This window comes from Pannonibacter anstelovis, from assembly GCF_036881715.1.
GTDB classification, from domain to species: Bacteria; Pseudomonadota; Alphaproteobacteria; order Rhizobiales; family Stappiaceae; genus Pannonibacter; species Pannonibacter anstelovis.
Window position 1 is genome coordinate 55,807 of the sequence record NZ_JBAKBF010000006.1, and the last position, 19,745, is coordinate 75,551.

The 19,745-nt window shown below is 63.6% G+C and carries 17 protein-coding genes; 5 read left to right on the forward strand and 12 right to left on the reverse strand.

What is annotated here, in order from left to right; all coding sequences use genetic code 11:
* Positions 1-10: 10 nt before the first annotated feature.
* A complete protein-coding gene (locus V6L75_RS10965) occupies positions 11-1,201 on the reverse strand; it encodes a serine hydrolase domain-containing protein (protein ID WP_334251559.1) in 1,191 nt (396 codons plus the stop codon).
* 200 nt (positions 1,202-1,401) lie between these two features.
* Between V6L75_RS10965 and V6L75_RS10970 the strand changes: the two genes are divergently transcribed.
* The gene (locus V6L75_RS10970) at positions 1,402-2,295 is read left to right on the forward strand and encodes a LysR family transcriptional regulator (protein ID WP_334251560.1); all 894 of its coding nucleotides are present in this window, start codon (positions 1,402-1,404) and stop codon (positions 2,293-2,295) included.
* A 223-nt stretch (positions 2,296-2,518) separates the two neighbouring features.
* A complete protein-coding gene (locus V6L75_RS10975; protein WP_334251561.1) occupies positions 2,519-3,433 on the forward strand; it encodes a DMT family transporter in 915 nt (304 codons plus the stop codon).
* 122 nt (positions 3,434-3,555) lie between these two features.
* Here the strand turns inward: V6L75_RS10975 and V6L75_RS10980 are convergent, their stop codons facing one another.
* From V6L75_RS10980 to V6L75_RS11005, 6 genes are all read right to left on the reverse strand, one after another.
* Complete coding sequence (locus tag V6L75_RS10980) at positions 3,556-4,560, reverse strand: TRAP transporter substrate-binding protein (protein WP_334251562.1); 1,005 nt, start codon at positions 4,558-4,560, stop codon at positions 3,556-3,558.
* A 77-nt stretch (positions 4,561-4,637) separates the two neighbouring features.
* Complete coding sequence (locus tag V6L75_RS10985; RefSeq protein WP_334251563.1) at positions 4,638-5,915, reverse strand: TRAP transporter large permease; 1,278 nt, start codon at positions 5,913-5,915, stop codon at positions 4,638-4,640.
* A gap of 1 nt (position 5,916) precedes the next feature.
* Positions 5,917-6,450, reverse strand: a complete 534-nt coding sequence (locus V6L75_RS10990; RefSeq protein WP_334251564.1) for a TRAP transporter small permease — start codon at positions 6,448-6,450, stop codon at positions 5,917-5,919.
* A gap of 7 nt (positions 6,451-6,457) precedes the next feature.
* Positions 6,458-7,624, reverse strand: coding sequence for a fumarylacetoacetate hydrolase family protein (locus V6L75_RS10995; RefSeq protein WP_334251565.1), 1,167 nt, complete (start codon positions 7,622-7,624; stop codon positions 6,458-6,460).
* A 464-nt stretch (positions 7,625-8,088) separates the two neighbouring features.
* A complete protein-coding gene (locus tag V6L75_RS11000) occupies positions 8,089-8,802 on the reverse strand; it encodes a FadR/GntR family transcriptional regulator (protein ID WP_334251566.1) in 714 nt (237 codons plus the stop codon).
* A gap of 32 nt (positions 8,803-8,834) precedes the next feature.
* Positions 8,835-10,307 carry an FAD-binding oxidoreductase gene (locus V6L75_RS11005; RefSeq protein WP_334251567.1) on the reverse strand — a complete coding sequence of 491 codons (1,473 nt, stop codon included), beginning with the start codon at positions 10,305-10,307 and terminating at the stop codon, positions 8,835-8,837.
* Between the two features lie 220 nt (positions 10,308-10,527).
* Between V6L75_RS11005 and denD the strand changes: the two genes are divergently transcribed.
* Together denD and V6L75_RS11015 are read left to right on the forward strand one after the other, a co-directional pair.
* On the forward strand, positions 10,528-11,514 hold the full coding sequence (denD, locus tag V6L75_RS11010; RefSeq protein ID WP_334251568.1) for a D-erythronate dehydrogenase: 987 nt from the start codon (positions 10,528-10,530) through the stop codon (positions 11,512-11,514).
* Positions 11,511-13,295, forward strand: coding sequence for an IlvD/Edd family dehydratase (locus V6L75_RS11015; RefSeq protein WP_334251569.1), 1,785 nt, complete (start codon positions 11,511-11,513; stop codon positions 13,293-13,295). The genes denD and V6L75_RS11015 overlap by 4 nt, the downstream gene beginning before the upstream one ends.
* Before the next feature lie 265 nt (positions 13,296-13,560).
* Here the strand turns inward: V6L75_RS11015 and V6L75_RS11020 are convergent, their stop codons facing one another.
* The 5 genes from V6L75_RS11020 to V6L75_RS11040 form a co-directional block, all read right to left on the reverse strand.
* Positions 13,561-14,358, reverse strand: coding sequence for a metallophosphoesterase (locus tag V6L75_RS11020; protein WP_334251570.1), 798 nt, complete (start codon positions 14,356-14,358; stop codon positions 13,561-13,563).
* Between the two features lie 18 nt (positions 14,359-14,376).
* Positions 14,377-15,204, reverse strand: a complete 828-nt coding sequence (locus V6L75_RS11025) for an ABC transporter permease (protein WP_334251571.1) — start codon at positions 15,202-15,204, stop codon at positions 14,377-14,379.
* A complete protein-coding gene (locus tag V6L75_RS11030; protein WP_334251737.1) occupies positions 15,201-16,022 on the reverse strand; it encodes an ABC transporter permease in 822 nt (273 codons plus the stop codon). Before V6L75_RS11030 ends, V6L75_RS11025 begins: the two co-directional genes overlap by 4 nt.
* A gap of 297 nt (positions 16,023-16,319) precedes the next feature.
* On the reverse strand, positions 16,320-17,468 hold the full coding sequence (locus V6L75_RS11035) for an extracellular solute-binding protein (RefSeq protein ID WP_334251572.1): 1,149 nt from the start codon (positions 17,466-17,468) through the stop codon (positions 16,320-16,322).
* Between the two features lie 35 nt (positions 17,469-17,503).
* A complete protein-coding gene (locus tag V6L75_RS11040; protein ID WP_334251573.1) occupies positions 17,504-18,562 on the reverse strand; it encodes an ABC transporter ATP-binding protein in 1,059 nt (352 codons plus the stop codon).
* A 135-nt stretch (positions 18,563-18,697) separates the two neighbouring features.
* Between V6L75_RS11040 and V6L75_RS11045 the strand changes: the two genes are divergently transcribed.
* A complete protein-coding gene (locus tag V6L75_RS11045; RefSeq protein WP_334251574.1) occupies positions 18,698-19,699 on the forward strand; it encodes a LacI family DNA-binding transcriptional regulator in 1,002 nt (333 codons plus the stop codon).
* Positions 19,700-19,745: the final 46 nt, after the last annotated feature.

Below are 19,745 nucleotides of genomic sequence, written 5' to 3' on the forward strand. Positions count from 1 at the left end.
CTGCTGCAGATTACTTCGTCAGCTTGTCCGTGATCTGCTTGAACAAAGCCAGATTGGGCTCGTCATGACCGACCGGATCGGGCGAAGCGGTTGCCTTCATGATAACGAGATTGTTGGTGGGATCGACGTAGATGTACTGGTGGAACAGGCCCAGCGCCGAATAGGCGTCGCTCTCCGGGAAGGTCCACCACTGGTACTGATAGCCAAGCTTTTCCTCCGGCCCGGCAGGCTCGTTGCCCTCGGATGGCACGGTGGCTTCCTTCACCCAGTCTGCCGAAACAACCTGGTTGCCGTTGGACTTGCCCTGATTGAGGAACATCAGGCCGAAGCGGGCATGATCTCGGGCTGTAGCGGCAAGGCCTGCGCCGAAGAACTCGCGGCCAACGGAAGGCGGCCCGTCCATGATCCAATAGGCATCATTTGCCATGCCGGCCGGCTTCCAGAGCTTTTCGGACATGTATTCGGCGCCGGTCTTGCCGACGGCCTTTTCGAGGATGCAGCCCAGCACGCTGGTGTCGAGTGTGGCGTAGTTGAAGGGCCGCTCCGCCGCCTTGGCGCCTGGCTTGGATTCCTTGGCGGCATAGTCGCACCAGCGGTACTTGTAGCCGACGAGGGAATTATCATGAACGGTGGTCAGCTGGGTGTCGCTGCCGAATTCATAGACCTCCAGCCAGTCCACGCCGGAGCGCATCTGCAGCAGATCGCGGATGGTCGGCCCGTCATAGCCGCTGCCCTTCATCTCGGGCAGATAGTCGGTCACCTTGTCGTCGAGGCTCTTGATATGGCCATCGGCCAGCGCGAGGCCGATCAGCGTCGAGACATAAGACTTGGCGACCGAGAAGGTCAGAAAGCGGGTGTTTTCGTCACTGCCATTGCGGTAGGTCTCGTAAACGAGGTTACCATCCTTCAGCACGACGAGGGCGTTGGTGTGAGTCGCCTCAAGCGCGCCTTCCAGATCCAGCTTGGCATCACCAATCGTGTACTCGCCCTCCAGCGAAACAGGCATGGACGGCAGCGGCTGCACTTGCGAGCCTGCGGCAACGGTCCGGGTCGCAAACATCTGATCCATATGCTGGAATGTCAGGTAGTTCAGCGCCGGGTTCAGCATGTTGGCGCGGGCATTCACCATGGTCGGTGACAACCATTTCGCATCATTCTGGTCACTGGCCGATGCGGCAGCCGGAAGGCTCATCAAGGCCATGGCCAGTATTGCCGGGATTTTTCTGAATTCAGTTCGCGACACAAGCTTCCTCCCCTTGTCCGCCGCCTCCAGAGCAGAAGCGGCCCGAACCCGAGCGTCTTCGCGCCTGCGGTGTTCGTTTCGTCATTCAGGCATATTGGCAAAAATCAAAACAGACACATAATGTTGCCACCTGACAACCAAGAGAGTTCACCCCGCCCGTGAAGACACAACAGCTCAAGGCGCTTGTCGCCCTCGCCGACAAGGGTTCCATCCGCGGCGCCGCCCGGGAGATGGGGCTGTCGCAAAGCGCGCTGACCAAGATGCTGCGAGAGCTGGAAGCACAGACCGGGGCGGCGCTGCTGCTGCGCGCCTCTCACGGCACGCAGTTCACCCCGGCCGGCAAGGCGCTGATGACCCATGCACGGCTGATCGTGGCAACCATGCGCCGGGCAGAAGAGGAAGTGCGGCGTATTTCCGGGCAGGCGGTTGCCACCGCGCGCATTGCAGTGACACCTGTCGTGGCCGCAACAAAACTCGGCAGCATTTTGCACGAGTTCCAGCGCCGTCATCCGGAAGGACAGCTGGAGGTGGAATCGGGCACGCTGGGCAACATCGTGCCCCGGCTGCAGGATGGGCAGCTGGATCTGGCGCTCGGCATCGCAGTGCCGAGCGCCCTGCCGGCGGATCTCGCCTTCTTCTCTTTCGCCGAAGTCCAGATTGCGCCTGTCACTGGCTCTGCCCGGTTCGCTGGCCGTCAGGTGCCCTGGGAGGAACTGGCCCAGGAACGCTGGCTTCTCAACCCGGCACCGGGCAGCGCCGACAAGGCTGCACTCGACTGGCTGGAGGAGAAGAATATCACCCTTGCCCATCCGCCAACCCTGTGCCGCTCTCCCTTTCTTCTCGCCGCCCTGAACCGGTCAACGGATTTGATCGCCTTCTGCCCCTTGCGCATTCTCGATCATGCCTTCTGGGGCCAGGACCTGCATGAAATCCGCGTGCCGGACCTGCCGCCGCCGATGCAGCTCGGCGTACTGACCCGCAAGCACACGCCGGCCTCGCTGGTCTCGCGCGACATCATCGATATTTCGACAAGGCTGCTTCAAGCGCTCTGAACGGATCACGGGCCGGTTCCCTCCTGGAAACGGCGGCAAGCTGTGGACCAAGGGCGGAGATTACGTGCACTTTTTTGCGGCAGATGGCATTCTCAATGGCAGGTTCCGTAACCGGTCAACAGCCGCCCGTCCCACTTCTGACGGCCTCGCGCGGACCCTGCTTTTCATCGCATCATACCGGCCGCTTCAGGCAGCCAGAATCCTGGCCACAAGGACCCTCAACATGACTTCCACGAGCACGGCCGTTCATCGTCTTGGCGGGATTGCAGGACCTGCCATCATGCTGCTCGGCATGTTCCTTTTCGCGCTGAACGACGCCATGGGCAAATGGCTCGTTGCCAGCTACAGCGTCGGTCAGGTGGTGCTGATCCGCAGCATCGCGGCGCTGCTGATCCTCGCCCCATTTCTCTGGATGTCTGGCCTCAAGCCGCTGCTCAAGCCGGAACGCCCGGGCATGCAGGCAGCCCGCGTGGCCTTTTCCACCTTCGAGCTTTTCTGCTTCTACTATGCCGTCACATATCTTCCGCTCGCCGATGTGATGACCTATTGGCTGGCGGCGCCCATCTATGTGGCCGCGCTCTCGCCCTTCCTTTTGGGCGAGAAGGTGGGCTGGCGGCGCTGGAGCGCCATTGCGGTGGGCTTCATCGGCGTAATCATTGCGCTCAATCCGTCGAGCGCCATGTTCACCCCGCCTGCCATCCTCTCCATCGCCGGGGCAGCGGCCTTTGCCTTCATGATGCTGTCAGGCCGCAGCCTGCGCGGCACCCCGGACAAGACGCTGGTCTTCTTCCAGACGGCAGGCGCAGGGCTTGCCGGGCTTGTTATGGCGCCGTTCGACTGGCGGCCCATCGCCTCGATGGAAGATGCACTGCTGCTCTCCCTGCTCGGCATCGTCGCCATGAGCGCCCATATCATGGTCAACCGCGCCCTGAAGATCTCGGACGCTGCAACGGTTGCCCCTCTGCAATACACGCTGCTGCTGTGGGCCGTGGTCTTCGGCTGGTATTTCTTCGGTGACCTGCCGAAACCCAGCATGATGATCGGCGCCGCCCTTATCACCAGCGCCGGGCTCTTCATCTTCTTCCGGGAGCAGCAGCTGAAGAAACGCGATCAGGTGCTTCCGGCCATTCCGGAGTAGTCGCCAAGGCAAACGGAAAAGACCCGCAACGTTGCCGTTGCGGGTCTCTGCGCTGGACTGCGGCGGATGGGGCGCCGCAATCCGGGGGATGGGGCTGGAAGGGCAAGGCCCCTCTATGAAAATCAGCCGCGGATCTTGGCCAGTTCCTGCTGAACCCGCTCGATTACATCGGCACCGATGGTGTCCTTGTGCTTCTCGTAGACCACCTGTGACTTTTCGAGCATGCGCTTCTGCTCTTCCGGGCTCAGGGTGTTGAACTTGATGCCTTCGGCCTGGATCTTCTCCAGAGACTTCTGGTTCAGCTCCCGGATCACCTTGCGCTCCTCATCACGGCCGACAATGGCACACTCCCTCAGAGCTGCCTGTTCATCGGCAGTGTAGGTGTCGAAGATCGGCTTGGAGAAGAGGAACAGGAACGGCGTATAGGCGTGGCGCGTCTCGCTGACATATTCCTGCACTTCGTAGAACTTCGAGGTGTCGATGGTGACGTAGGGGTTTTCCTGCGCATCGATGGTCTTGGTTTCGAGGGCGGAGAAGACCTCGCCAAAGGCCATGGGCGTGGCATTGGCACCGAAGTTCTGGAAGGTGTCGAGGAACACGTTGTTCTGCATCACGCGCACCTTCATGCCCTCCAGATCCTCCCATTTGGTGACAGGACGGCTGGAGTTGGACAGGTTGCGGAAGCCGTTTTCCCAATAGGCGAGATTGACGAGACCGGCCTCGGCCAGCTTTCCGTTCAGGAACTCGCCGAACTCGCCGTCCATCACCGCATCGGCTTCTTCGTTGCTGGCAAAGAGGAACGGCAGATCGAAGACGCCGAGCGCCGGAACGATGCCAGCCAGCGGCGACGACGAGGTGACGACGGCCTCCTGAACGCCGGCGCGCAGGGCCTGCGTTGCCTGCAGGTCACCACCGAGCGCGCCGCCCCAGAAGGCCGTCAGCTTCAGCTTGCCGCCAGACTTTTCGTCAAGGCAGGCCTGCATGGCATTGATGCCGTTGCCGACCGGATGGTCCGCATTGATGCCATTGGACACGCGCATGTTGCGGTCATTGAATTGCGCCGATGCCGGAACAGCGGCGGTAGCGGCAAACACCACAGCCGTGGTGGCGAGAAGCAGTTTCTTCATGGTCTTCCTCCCTTTTGATCAAGGTTTCCCGGCAGATAGCCACTCCTCTGACCGCCTGCCGGGGGTTTCGTATGCGCCTAGTGCAGCCAGGACAGCGGCACGAGCACCAGTTCCGGGAACAGGATCAGCAGCATGAGCACTGCGATCTGTGACAGCAGGAAAGGCATGACGCCTGTCACCACCTTGCCGAGCGGCACCTTGGACACGCCGCTGACCACGTTGAGCACCACGCCAACCGGCGGCGTGATGAGGCCGATGCAGGTGTTCATGACGAAGAGAACACCGAAATAGACCGGATCAATGCCCGCCTGCTTGACGATGGGCATCAGCACCGGAGACAGGATCAAGATGGTGGGCGCCAGATCCAGCGCCGTTCCCACCACCAGCACCAGCAGCATCATCACCAGCATCAGCAGCTTGGGCTGCTCGATCAGCGGGGCAATATGACGGGTGATCTCTGCGGGAATGTTCGCCGCCGTGATCAGCCAGGCCGACACCAGCGCTGCGGCAACCAGGAACATCACGATCGAGGTCGTTTTTGCCGCCCGCAGAATGACGAAATAGAGATCCGCGACCTTAAGTTCCCGGTAGACGAAAAGCCCCACCATCAGCGCATAGAAGGCGGCAATCACTGCCGCTTCCGTCGGCGTAACAACACCCATGCGGATGCCGCCGAGGATGATCACCGGCATGCCCAGCGCCCAGGCGGCACGGCCTGTTGCCGCAAGGCGGACGGACATGGGCTGGCGCGGCAGCGTCTCCACCTTTGACTTGCGGACAAGGAAGGTCCAGGTCACCGCGAGAGCCACGCCCATCATGATGCCCGGCACGATTCCGCCCATGAAGAGCTTGGTGATCGACACGTTGGCAGCCACGCCGAAGATGATGAAGGCGAGCGATGGCGGAATGACCGGGGCGATGATGCCGCCCGCCGCCATGAGGCCGGCCGAGCGCGGCACGTCATAGCCTGCACGGGCCATCATCGGCACGAGGATCGCGGCAAGAGCCGCCGTGTCGGCCGCAGCCGAACCGGACAGGCTCGCCATGATGATGGCAGCGACGATGGCCACGAAACCCAGACCACCGCGGATATGTCCGGCCCAGGCCAGCGCAAAGTCGATGATGCGGCGGGACAGGCCGCCGGAGTTCATGAGTTCGCCGGCGAGGATGAAGAAGGGAATGGCCAGCAGCGTGAAGGTGTCTGCGCCTGAGATCATGTTCTGCGACACGATCTGCGTGTTGAACATGCCCATGTAGGACATGAGGATGACGCCGCAGAACATGAGCGCGAAGGCAACCGGCACGCCGATGGCCATGGAGCCAAGCAGGGAGCCGATGAAGACGAGAAGCGTCATGTCAGTGCTCCATCAGCTTGGCAGGGTCCACGTGCTCACCGGCGAACATGGAGATTTCCTTGTCCGTGGTGCGGCCCAGCAGAATGCGGATGAAGCGTTCCAGCGAAATCAGGAACATACCGCCGCCAGTAAAGAAACCGATGCCGTAGACCCAGATCATCGGCATGCCGGTGACGGGCGCGGCCATGGACGCATTGATGGGAAACTGCTTCCAGGTGCCCCAGAAGAAGATGGCGGAACAGGTCATGATGATGATGTTGACCAGCGCCATGCAGATCAGGCGCCCGCGCCGGGAGAAATGCACCACCAGCGTTTCGATGCCGAGATGGGAGTTCTCCCGGAAAGTCACGACCGCACCGATGAAGGTGAGCCAGACGAAGAAATACCGCGCCAGCTCTTCCGAGACGACGAGGCCGGAGTTCATGCCATAGCGCAGGACCACATTAACGAAGACCATGATCGCCATGGAGGCCAGCAGGAAGACGAGGACCGCTTCCAGCGTGCGGTAGAAAAGGCGGGTGAGGGTCGCGATCATGAGGCCCTCACACCTTGTCCGCCAGCCCGCGGCGGGCAAGGTTGCGGAACAGCTCACGCAGGCCGAAAGTCCATTCCGGGCAGGCATCCGTGCGGTCGATCCAGTTGATCAGGCGCCCCAGCTTCGGCGTGTGGATCTCCACCCGGTCGCCAATCTCGTGGGTGAAGCCCTGCCCTGCCCCGCGCCGGTCCTTGACGGGGGCAAACATGGTGCCGAGGAACAGCACCGCCCCATCCGGATACTGGTGATTGCGGTTGCGGAGCTGGCTGACCAGCTCCTCTGGCGAGCGGCTGATGGCTTCCATCGGGCTCTCGCCCGTCATCACAAAGCCGTCCTCACCCTCCACCAGCAGCGACACCCGCACCTTGCGCAGGTCATCGATGGTGAACCCCTCATCGAACAGGCGGATGAAGGGGCCGATGGCGCAGGAGGCGTTGTTGTCCTTGGCCTTGCCAAGAAGCAGCGCCGAGCGGCCTTCCACATCGCGCAGATTCACATCATTGCCGAGGGTCGCGCCGAGAATGGCACCGTCCGAGCGAACCGCCAGAACCACCTCCGGCTCCGGATTATTCCACTCGGAAATGGGATGGATGCCAGCCTTGGCACCGCAGCCAACCGATGACATGGGCTGGGCCTTGGTGAAGATTTCCGCATCCGGGCCAATGCCCACTTCAAGATACTGCGACCACAGGCCCATATCCTGCAGCAGCGCCTTGACCTTGCGGGCCTCTTCGGACCCCGCCTTGACGCCGCGCAGGCTGCCACCCAGCACCGGGGCCAGCCGCTCGCGGATCTCCAGGGCGCGGGAGCTGTCGCCCTTGGCCTGTTCCTCGATCACCCGCTCCAGCATGCTGTCGGCAAAGGTGACGCCGGCCGCCTTGACCGATTGCAGATCGATGGGCGCCAGCAACTGTCCGGCGCTGCCATCAAGGAACGCATCCAGCGCCCCCAGGTCCGGCAGGCCTGACGCCTGCTTCAGACGTGCGGCGATCTCCGGCATTTCAAGCAGGGAGGAAACGGTCGCGGCAATGCCGGTCAGGTTGAGCACCTGCCCGGCACGGATCAGCACGGGGCAAGGCCCGTCTTCCGCCTTCGACCAGACGCGGCCAACAAGCACGGCCTCCTGCGCATCGGCAGGCAGAATCGCAGATACAGTAACAGCTTGACCGGCCACCGGTGCCCTCCTCCCAAAATCCCCGCCCGGCAAGGCAGCGCCTCCACGCGCAGGAGCCTTACGGCCCCTTGCCGGATTGTCTGGATGTCAGACAATCACATTTATTGTGTTTCTTAGCAACATGGTGCCGGGCTTGTCCAGCCTGTGGCACCGCCTGTGTGCAACTTCAGCGAAGATGTGCAAATGCCCTGCGGATTCCCTCAGGGAGATCCCGCCCCAAGGCAACAAGAGCTTGCCGAAGCGCAGTCTGAAAATTGGAGGCCTTGCTCAGGCGAAAGACTGCCCCTGCCTCTACGCCACGCCCTCAACAGCAGCCTGCAGCCTATTGCCCTGCATCACAGCACGCGCCGGGTTTCGCACAGGACAACCATTTCGTCATGCCATGGCCGGAGCCATGGCATGACGAAATATGAAAGTTTCGAACGCGAAATCTACTGCCTGAGCTGCAGACAAAGAGATATACGTCAGTAAATCTCGAGATTGAGCGCAATACGGCTTGCAGCACCCGTCAGATGCTGGCGCATGGCGGCACGTGCGGCAATTGCATCCCGGCTGGCGATGGCATCACGCACGGCCACATGTTCGGCGATGGTGATTTCGACGATCTCCTCCAGTACGGCGCTGGCCCGTGCGGCATTGATGGCGAGGCTGATACGTTCGGCGATGAAGCCGATGAACATGCCGAAATAGGCATTACCGGTGGCATCGGCGACGGCCCGGTGGAAGGCAAGATCGGCAATGATGCCCTGCTCGGTCCACTTTTCCGCCCCGGTCATCTGCGCCAGCGCCTCATCCAGCCGGGCGAGGTCTTCGGCCGTATGATGCAGGGCGGCAAGTCCGGCCGCCTCGATCTCCAGCGGCAGGCGCAGCTGGAACAGGTCACGGAAGCTCTCCCGGTCGTCCAGATCATCCTGGGCAATCCGGATGGGCCGCGCCTGCGGCTCGGTCACAAAGGCACCGACTCCCTGCCGGGTTTCGACCAGCCCCTCGTTGCGCAGCTGGGCGATGGCCTCGCGCACCACCGTGCGGCTGACGCCAAGCGTCTTGGCAAGGGCATGTTCGGTCGGCAGGCGGTCACCGGGCTTGATGCGGCCCTCGCTGATGTCACGGGCGATCTGGGCCGCAATACGTGCCGGAAGATGTTCGCTGCGCCGGATCTGTTCCATGCCGATAGCCATTCCTTGCCCCACAATCTGACGGATCAGCGCCTTTACCCCGAAACTCCGGCCAAGTTCAATTGGCAGCCGGGATTCATGATGCCTTGCGGATCGATTGCCGCCTTGATGGAGGTCAGAAGCTGACGGCGCACTGGCTGGAGGCGTGCCTCGAAATCAGGCTTCTTCAGCCGGCCAATGCCATGTTCGGCGCTGATCGAGCCGCCAAAGCCGTCCAGAACCGCGTTGAGCACGGTTTTGGCCTGATAGATCCGCGCATCCGCCTCCTGCCTTGAAAGCTCCGCCGGCGGCAGCACGTTGAGATGCACGTTGCCATCCCCCACGTGGCCATAGGAAACGCAGGTGCAATCGGGCAGCGCCGCATGAATGGCGGCCTCCGCCTCGCGGACGAAATCCGGCACCCGCGACAAGGGCACGGACACATCCGTGCGCAGGTGCCGCCCGCGCTTTGCTTGCCCCTCGTTCATACCCTCGCGGAAAAGCCAGAGATTACGCGCCTGCGCCTGCGAAGCGGCAACCACCCCGTCCACCACAAGACCATCGGCCATGACGCCGTCCAGAAAGCGGCTCATGAGATCATCCACATCGACAAGACCCGAGCCGGAAATCTCCATCAGCACATAGGCAGGATAGCCGGCAGCCATGGGCATGGGCAGGTCCGCGATGGCCTCCTGCGCCAGGGTGAAAGCGAGCGGCGGCATGAATTCGAAGGCCGACATCAGGTCGCAGCAGTCGCGCCGCGCCCGGCGGTACAGATGGATCGCATCCTCCAGCGCATTGAGCCCCAGCAGGGCTGTGGCCACCTTATCCGGCTGCGGCAAGAGCTTTACGGCCACGGCAGTGACGATGCCGAGCGTGCCTTCTGCCCCGATGAAAAGCTGCTTCAGGTCGATGCCCCGGTTGTCCTTGCGAAGGGCGGAGAGGCCGTCGAAAATGCTGCCGTCCGGCAGCACCACCTCCAGCCCCAGCACCAGTTCCCGCGTCATGCCATAGCGCAGCACATTGATGCCCCCTGCATTGGTGGAGACATTGCCGCCAATGCGGCAGGAGCCCTGCGCCCCCAGCGCCAGCGGAAAGAACAGGCCTGCCTCTGCCACCTTGTCCTTGAACTCCGACAGCACCGCCCCGGCCTCGACCACAGCGGAAAAATCATCGGCATCAAGACGCCGGATGGCGGTCATCCGCTCAAGGCTCAGCACCACCTGCCCTGCCGGATCATCCGGCGTTGCGCCAAGCACCAGCCCGGTGTTGCCGCCCTGCGGCACGATGGAAAGCCCCAGCGCTGCCGCAGCCTTCACCGCCTGCGCCACACCTTGCGTGGACCGTGGCCGCAGCACGGCAACGGCATCCGTTTCCACATCCCCGTGCCAGTCGCGGCAATATCGGGCCACATCAGTGCCCGTCAGCACCACATCCGCACCAAGCACCGCCGCCAGCTTCGCCGCCACGCCTGCAGGCCCAGCTTCAGGCTGATCTGTTCCCTGAGGGAGATCAATTACATCCGTCATTCTTCCAGTCCCGTCTGCAGCCCAAGCCGTTGTGCAAGCCTCCACCACTGGCGCACCTGTGCGGACAATCACTCTGGCTGTTTTCAAATCCACCATATAAGGTTATCAGACAACCTTACAAATATTTTCCGCAACCTGCCGGCACCGGTCCGCCAGCGCTGCGGATGAAGGAATGGCAGCGCCCAAGGGGCTGCAATCGAGAATCCGGAGGAGAGAGCACATGCATGTTCTGATCATTGGTGCAGCTGGAATGGTGGGCCGCAAGCTGTCCGAACGTCTGGCAAGAGATGGCCAGCTTGGCGGCAAGACTGTGGAGCGGATGACGCTGGCCGATGTGATCGAGCCCTCCGCCCCCGCAGGCTTTTCCGGTCAGGCAACGCTGGAGACGGCAGACCTCTCCGTCCCCGGCACCTCCGAGCGGCTGATTGCGGACAGGCCGGACGTGATCTTCCACCTCGCAGCCATTGTATCGGGGGAAGCAGAGCTCGATTTCGACAAGGGCTACCGGATCAATCTGGATGGCACGCGCTATCTCTTCGATGCCATCCGCCTCGCCCACGGGGCAGACGGATACTACCCGCGCATGGTCTTCACCTCGTCGGTCGCCGTCTTCGGTGCGCCCCTGCCCTATCCCATCTCCGACGACTTCCACTCCACGCCCCTGACGAGCTACGGCACGCAGAAGGCAATCTGCGAGTTGCTGCTGTCCGACTATTCCCGCCGCGGCTTCTTCGATGGCATCGGCATCCGCCTGCCGACGATCTGCATCCGCCCCGGCAAGCCTAACAAGGCCGCTTCCGGCTTCTTCTCCAACATCCTGCGTGAGCCGCTCATCGGCCAGGAAGCCGTGCTGCCCGTGCCGGAGGACATCCGCCACTGGCACGCCTCGCCGCGTTCCGCCGTTGGCTTCCTGCTGCATGGCGCCACCATCGACACCGGCCTCGTTGGCCCGCGCCGCAACCTCTCCATGCCCGGTGTCAGTGCCACGGTGGGCGAGCAGATCGAGGCTCTGCGCCGCATCGCCGGCGAGAAGGCCGTGAAGCTGATCCGCCGCGAGCCGGACGAACTGATCATGCGTGTCGTGTCCGGCTGGGCACCCGGCTTTGAAGCCACCCGCGCCACGGCGCTTGGCTTCACCGCCGAAACCTCCTTTGATGAAATCATCCGCGTCCACATCGAGGACGAGCTGGGAGGCCGCATCGCATGAGCGGTGACAGCAAGCCCGCCCGCCGCCTGCGCTCGCAGGACTGGTTCGACAATCCGGACCATCTGGACCTGACGGCGCTCTATCTGGAACGTTTCATGAATTATGGAACGACACCGGAAGAGCTGCGCTCGGGCAAGCCCATCATCGGCATTGCCCAGTCCGGCAGCGATCTCAACCCCTGCAACCGGCATCACATGGATCTGGCCAAGCGCGTCCGCGACGGCATCCGGGATGCTGGCGGCATTCCCATCGAGTTTCCGACCCATCCGCTGTTCGAGAACTGCAAGCGCCCGACGGCGGCACTGGACCGGAACCTTGCCTATCTCGGTCTGGTGGAAATCCTCTATGGCTATCCGCTGGACGGCGTTGTGCTGACGACCGGCTGCGACAAGACCACGCCCTCGGCGTTAATGGCCGCGTCCACCGTGGATATTCCGGCCATCGTCCTGTCTGGCGGGCCGATGCTGGATGGCTGGCATGACGGGGAGCTGGTGGGGTCTGGCACCGTGATCTGGCGCTCGCGCCGCAAATATGGCGCGGGCGAAATCACCCGCGAGCAGTTCCTGGAAGCGGCGCTGAGCAGCGCCCCTTCCATCGGCCATTGCAACACCATGGGCACGGCGCTGACCATGAATTCCATGGCCGAAGCGCTCGGCATGTCGCTGACCGGCTGCGCCGCCATTCCCGCCGCCTACCGGGAGCGCGGCCAGATGGCCTACCGCACCGGACGCCGGGCAGTGGAACTGGTGCTGGAGGACATGCGCCCTTCCAAAATCCTGACGCGGGAAGCCTTCCTCAACGCCGTGCGGGTGAACTCCGCCCTCGGCGGCTCCACCAACGCCCAGCCGCATCTGATGGCCATGGCCAAGCATGCGGGCGTTGATCTGAGGCCCGAAGACTGGCAGCTGCACGGCTATGACATTCCGCTTCTGGCCAATGTGCAGCCCGCCGGCGCCTATCTCGGCGAGCGTTTCCACCGGGCGGGCGGCGTTCCGGCCATCATGTGGGAGCTGATGCAGGCGGGCAAGCTCGACACAGGCTGCCTGACCGTGACGGGCCGCAGCATGGGCGAAAACCTTGAAGGCTGTGAGGCCACCGACCGGGAGGTCATCCGCCCCTACGCCGCCCCGATGAAGGAGCGTGCCGGGTTCCTCGTGCTGAAGGGCAATCTCTTCGACTTCGCCATCATGAAGATGAGCGTTGTCTCGGAGGATTTCCGCAAGCGCTATCTGAGCGAGCCGGGCCGCGAAGGCATCTATGAAGGCAAGGCCGTGGTCTTCGACGGTTCGGAGGATTACCACGCCCGTATCAACGATCCCGCGCTTGGCATCGACGAGCGCACCATCCTGGCCATCCGGGGCGCAGGCCCGCTGGGCTGGCCGGGGTCGGCGGAAGTGGTCAACATGCAGCCGCCCGATCATCTGCTGAAGCGCGGCATCACCAGCCTGCCGACCATCGGCGATGGCCGCCAGTCCGGCACCGCCGACAGCCCGTCGATCCTCAACGCTTCGCCCGAAAGCGCCGCTGGCGGCGGCCTTGCCTGCCTGCGGAGCGGCGACACGATCCGCATCGACTTCAACACCGGCCGCTGCGACATGCTGGTGGATGAGGCGGAAATCGAACGCCGCAAGGCCGAAGGCATCCCGCCGGTGCCGCCCTCGGCGACGCCCTGGCAGAAGATCTACCGCGAAACGGTCACCCAGCTCGCCGATGGCGCCACCATCCGCGGCGCCGAAACCTTCCGGGGCCTTGCAGCCACTCCACCGCGTCACAACCACTGACGCGATGGGGTGCGCAGGCCCGGTCATTTTCAGACGGAGCAGTCTTCGACACCGCCGGTGCATCAGGCACGGAGTCGCCCCGGCCAAGCGCAGCGCGAGCCGGAGACTACTCGCTTGCAGAGCAATGCCGCTGTCCGGAGCCTCGCGGCAGGCTCCGGCGCCATGCCTCACCACACTGCCTTTACCTAACCGCTCAGGGAACGAATGGTCCCCGGATCTCCGCTACGCTGCGTCCGGGGCGACGCTGAGTTTTGGGCGCCCACCCTCACCCCAGATCGATCATCCGGGGGCTGGTGATCACGCCGCCGAAGCCGGTGATGTGGTGGAGCCAGTAGACATAGGGCTCTGCGGACAGCGGCGGTTCGCTGGTCCAGCCGAGGCCCGGGGCATATTGAAAGGCGGGGCTGCCGGCGATGGCGGCGAAGTGCCCGGCAAAGCTGGTGATCAGCGGCCGGTGCACATGGCCCGTCAGCAGGCGCAGGTGGCCGGGAAAACCGGCCAGAAGCGTGCGCAGCTCGTCTCTTCCCGCCGTCAGCGTCATCCAGTCCCAGGCAGGTGAAGCAAGACCAAAGGGCGGGTGATGCAGCATGAAGAAGGTGACGCCGGAGGTGGTCTCTTCCCGCGCCTTTTCGTCGGCGAGACGCTTCGTGAGCCAGCCAAGACGCTCTGCGCAGAGCTCCCCCTCGACCTTGCCCGGAATGATCGTATCAAGGCCAATGACACGAATGCCCTTGTGCACCATATCGAAGTTGAGGAAGGGCTCCGGCGTGAAGGCAATGCTGTCTGCGAAGGCCGTACGCATGGCGTCCCGCCGGTCATGATTGCCCGGCACCACAAGCACGGGAGCGTCAAACCGGGCCAGCATCTGCCGGGCCAGCGCATAGTCTTCCGCGCTGCCACAGTCAGCGAGATCCCCGGAGATCAGCACCAGATCCGGCTGCGGCGTCAGTCTGGCGGCATCGGCCAGCACCTTCTCCACCGCCGCCACCGTATCGGGGCGCGGATGGGCGCTTTCCTTGTCAGCAGCGAAGAGATGGAAGTCAGAGAAATGAAGGATGTACATTCCTGAAAGGTCTTTCAGTCAGCGGCCGATGCGCGAGAGCACATCCGCCTTCAGGAAGCGTTCGATGACCAGCATGAAGCCGACGGAGGGGATCAGGAGGATCAAGGCGGTGATGGCGGCGATCTGGTAATTGCCGCCCATGCTGGCGTTGAACATCAGGATCGGCAGGGTCGAGATATCCGGCGCACCGACAAAATAGGTGCCGGTGAACTCGTCGATGCTGTCGAGGAAGACGAAGATCGACGCGGCCATCAGCCCCGGAAAGGCCTGCGGCAGGGTGATGTCACGGAAGGTGCGCAAGGGCCCCGCCCCAAGGTTGCGCGCCGCCTCCTCCATGCTGCGGTCCACGGCGCTGAAGGAGGCCGTGGCAATCCACACTGCATAGACAAGACCGGGCAGCGAATGCACCAGCACCACGCCGAAGAGCGTGCCGTTGAGCCCAAGGCCGTAGAAGATCGCGGCGATGTTGACGAAGATCGGCAGCGACGGGAAAGCCTGCGGCAGCAGGAAGATCAGCATGATGAAGCTGCGGGCGGGCAGCGCCAGCCGCGCCAGCGCATAACCGGCCGGAATGGACAGGGCCATCGAGAGGCCGACGGTCGCCGCCGCGATGGAGACGGAGTTCCACAGCGACTCCCACGCCCCTGCACGTGGCCGGAACACCCGGCTCCAGAACTCGAAGCCCCAGCGGGTCGGCCACTGGTTGGGGTAGAACCACTGTTCGGCAAAGGCCCAGATGGCAAGATTGGTCAGCGGGCCGAAGACAATGAAGGCCACCAGCCCCATGGCAAGGGCAAGGCCGAGGGTCGCGCCCGCCTTGCGGGCGAAGAGTGAGAGAGTGGTCATTGGCCTGCCTTTGCCTTGAGCGTCATGCGCAGGTAAGCCCAGGCCGCCACTGCCGTCAGCAGATAGGAGAACAGGCCGAGCGCATTGGCAACGGCATAGTCGCCGTAATATGTGACCCGGTGGGCCATCATCGCCGTCATCATGGTAGGATTGCCGGAGATCAGCATGGCGGGCACGGACAGCACCGACATGATGGTGACGAGCGACAGCACCAGCGCCACCAGCAGCTGCGGGCGCACCTGGGGCAGCACGATATCGAACAGGCAGCGCAGCCGCCCTGCCCCGAGATTGCGCGCAGCCTCAATGGTGGACCGGTCAAGCGAGGCCATGGCCCCGGCGAGCAGCAGCGTGACGAAGGGGATCTGCTTCCAGGCGAAGGTCAGCATCAGGCCGCGCCAGTCGAGCAGGCTCTGGGCAGAGGCCGCATCCAGCAGCCCCGTGTCGGCCAGCAGCGTGTTCAGCATGCCGTTGCGGGCGAGGAACGAGCGTGCCGTTTGCCCGGCGACGATGAAGGGAATGAACAGCGGCCAGCGGTAGAGCCAGCGCAGCAGCGGCACGGCCCAGCGGCTTTCGCCCAGCGTCAGATAACCGGCGATGGCGATGGAGGAAGCTGCAATCAGCGCCAGTGAGCCAAGGGCAACGAGAATGGAGAAGATGATATCGCCGCTGTAGAACTCCAGCGCCTTGGCGATATTGGCCGTCGAAAAGCTGCCATCGCCATCCTGAAAGGCGGTGACGAGCGAGCGCAGCAGCGGCGCGGCATAAAGCAGGCCGATGGCCGTCAGCGCGGGCGCGACGAGCAGCAGCCCGGCCCCCATGCCAGCCCAGCGGCTGAAAAGCCCGCCCGCCGCGGCCTGTCCGGTCCGCAGCGTGTCAGCGGCAGAATGTGCAGTCATGAGGCATTTCCTCTGAGCCGGTTTGTCCGCACTGCGGCCTCCGGCCTGTTCCCTGAAAAGCAGATGCCCGGCCCGGCGGGAAGCCGGGCCAGACGGGATTGGAGAAGTGGCTGCGGGAGGCTCGGGTCAGACTGTCAGCAAGCTTCCAGTCTCTCCATCGTCATCACGGTCAGGAAACCCTTTGATCCGAACCGCCGGTGCCCCCCGCAGGATCACCCCTTACTTGGCCACGTTCTTCTCGTAGGCTTCCAGAATGGCCGCGAAGTACTTGGCCTGCGGCATGGACCAGCCACGCTCGGCCAGCGTTTCCGGGGTCACGTCGGCAAACAGGCGGTTCCATTCGGCATCCGTCAGCTCGCTCTTGACGTTCTGCGGGTCGATGCCGGGGAACCAGTTGAAGCGGCGCACGATGCCGTCAGCCTGCACAGCCGGGCTGGTGGCGAAGGCGATGAACTCCTTGGCGAGTTCCGGCTGCGCAGCCTTGGCCGGTACCGTGTAGTACATCGGCTGGCCCGGCATGCCCGGCGACAGGATCATCAGCTTCAGGTTCGGGTTCAGGCGGCCATCGGCAACCCAGGTGTAGAACATGTCCATCCACACCGGACCCATGGCGATTTCGCCGCGGTTCATGGCATCCAGCGTGCCGGCGTTGCCAGGAGTCATGACGACGCTCTGGTTGAAGTCACGCAGCGAGGCGAGCGCAGGCGCCCACTTGTCAGCAGCCCCCTCCACCCAAGGCCCGTTGCGGATTTCGTCAGCCGCGCCGGAGAAGGCATACATCCAGCCGAAGACGAAGCCGACGCCGGCCATGCCGCCGGTGATGCCGTTGTAGCCGAACTTGCCCGGATTTTCCTTCACCCACTTGGCCAGTTCCTCATAGGACTGCGGCGGGTTGGCGATCACGTCCGGATTGTAGGCAATGGCGATCTGGCTGTGGAACATCGGCATGACATAGCCGGAGACGTTCACGCCGAGGGAGTTTTCAGCCGTGTCGCGGGTGACGAGCTTCGCGGTCGCAAGGCCGTCGCGGTAGCTCGACAGCAGCTTTTCCTCGACCATCTTGCCGGCCATGCGCTGATGCACGACGGCAACGTCAACGTCCCACACATCCTTGCTCTTCTGGGCGTCGATCTTTTCATAAATCGCCTGGCTGCCGCCATCGCCGGGACCGGTGCCGACCGCACGCACAGTCACGCCCGGATGGGTCTCCTCGAACTTCGGCCCGAGGTAGTCATTGATATAGTCCACCATGTTGGTGTCGCCAGCCGTGACCACCGTCAGGGTCTGGGCCGACACGCTGGTCGCCAAAGTCGTGGTCGCAAGGGTCGTGGCTGCCAGCATGCTGGCAAGGGCAATCCTGAGTTTCATGACTGGTCTTCCCTGGAGTTCGTGAGTGGGGAGAATTAGTGCCGTGTCTCCAGCACCGCCCCGTGGAGCGTGCCCTGAAGCAGGCGGTTTTCGGCATCGAAGCTCATCAGCATCGAAGCCGGAACAGTGAGGGACGCATCAGCGCCCGGAGCGATCGGCACCGGCGAACAGCCCGACAGGCTCTCCCCGGCCGAATCAATCGTGATCTGGTAGGTGCCGCCCGCATAGGCGCAGGCGCTGACCTGCCCCTTACGCAGCAGCGCCGGGCCTTCCGGCAGAACCTCTGCCGAAGTGAAAGCGCGTGCAACTTCGGTGCGGAACCCAGCCAGCTTGGTGAAGGCCGCAACCGGATCGCCATGCCGGAAGGCCGTGACATTGCTGACACCGAGAAACTCAGCCGCCTCAAGATCCGCCGGAGCGCTGTACAGCTCCTCGGGGCTCGCCACCTGCACGATCTGCCCCTTGCGCATCAGGACGATACGGTCGGCCATGGCCAGCGCCTCGTCTTGATCGTGGGTGACCATAATGGTGGTGATGCCGACCTTCTGCTGCAGGCGGCGCAGCTCGCCGCGCAGGCTGCGGCGGATGGAGGCGTCGAGGTTCGACAGCGGCTCATCCAACAGCAGCAAAGGCGGATCGATGATCAGCGCCCGGCCCAAAGCCACGCGCTGGCGCTGGCCGCCGGACAGGCTGGTGACGGCGCGGCCGCCATAGCCCTCAAGGCCCAGCAGCGCCAGAACCTCCTCCGCCCGCCGCTCCCGTTCAGCCTTGCCAAGGCCGCGCAACTTCAGTGGATAGGTCAGATTTCCGGCCACAGACATATGCGGCCACAGGGCGTAGGACTGGAACACCATTGCGGTCTGGCGCGCCTCTGGCGCAAGACCGGCGATGGAGCGTCCGCCCACGGTGATGTCTCCTGCGCTCAGCGGAGCGAACCCCGCGATGGAGCGCAGCAATGTCGTCTTGCCGCAACCCGAAGGGCCAAGCAGGCAGGTAAAGGTGCCCGCTGGCACCTCCAGCGAGATGCCGTCGAGAATGAGAGACTGCCCAAGGCGAATGGACACCTCCTCCAGTGACAGCGCTTCAGTTCCCATGGGGATCTCCTCCGATTGAAAGCGCGTTCAATCTATGTTCAGCGCATGACGGTTTTATGTCAACTCGATTTGCAAAGAGCCATTTTTTGTGCGATGCAGGACATGCACGCGTTTGCAAATTGAGCCGGAGAAGGAATGCGCGTCACCGCCGATGATGTTGCCGAAGCCGCAGGCGTTTCCCGCGCCATGGTTTCCCGTGCCTTCACGGAAGGAGCGCCGATTGCTGCCCGCAAGCGTGCCCACGTGCTTGCCGTGGCGGAATCCCTCGGCTACCGCCCCAACCGCATCGCCCGCGGCCTCACCGGCAGCCAGACCGGCCTCATCGCCCTTGTGGTCGGCGCCGTCTCCCGCCCCTATGAAGCTTGGCTGCTGGAAACCATGAGCCGGGAAATCCGCGCCGCCCGCAACTGGCCGCTGCTGCTTCAGGTGCAGCCGGGTGACGAGCTGGACAATGCGCTGGAAGACGCCCTCGCCTATCAGGTGGACGGCGCCATCGTAGCCGCGGGCTCCGTCAGCCCGGCGCTGGCCGAGCGCTGCCGCAACTCCGGCGCGCCGATTGTCATGGTCGGGCGCATCATGCCGGGCGGAGATACGGATGCCGTGTGCTGCGACAACCGGCTGGGGCTGGAACTGCTGGTGGATCATCTGGCATCAAGCGGCCGCAAAAAGCTCGCATGGATCGGCGGCACGCCGGAAACCTTCTCCAATATCGAGCGGCACGACGGCCTGATGCAGGCGCTGGCCCGGCGCGGCATGAAGCTTCTGGCCGCACGTCAGGGCGACTATTCCGTCGACAGCGGCCTTGCGCAGGCCCTCACCCTGCTGACAGCGCCGGAAAAGCCCGACGCCATTCTTTGCGGCAACGATGCCATGGCCCTTGGCGCCATCGCCGCCGCCCGCCGCCTTGGCCTCAGCGTGCCCGGTGACGTTGCCATTACAGGCTTTGATGATATCCCCGCGGCTGCGTGGGAGCCCTATCAGCTGACCACCGTGCGCAATCCAGTGCTGGAAACCACCCGCGAGGCGCTCCGCCTCCTGCGCCAGCGCATTGAGGGCCGCAGCGGAACGCATGACTCAGATCCCGCTGCCGAAATTGTCCGCCTTTCCCCGGAACTGATCATCCGCCAGAGCGCCTGAGACGGATACGGGCCACTGCGGCCTCTGGCCCGGCCTGTATTTTCCC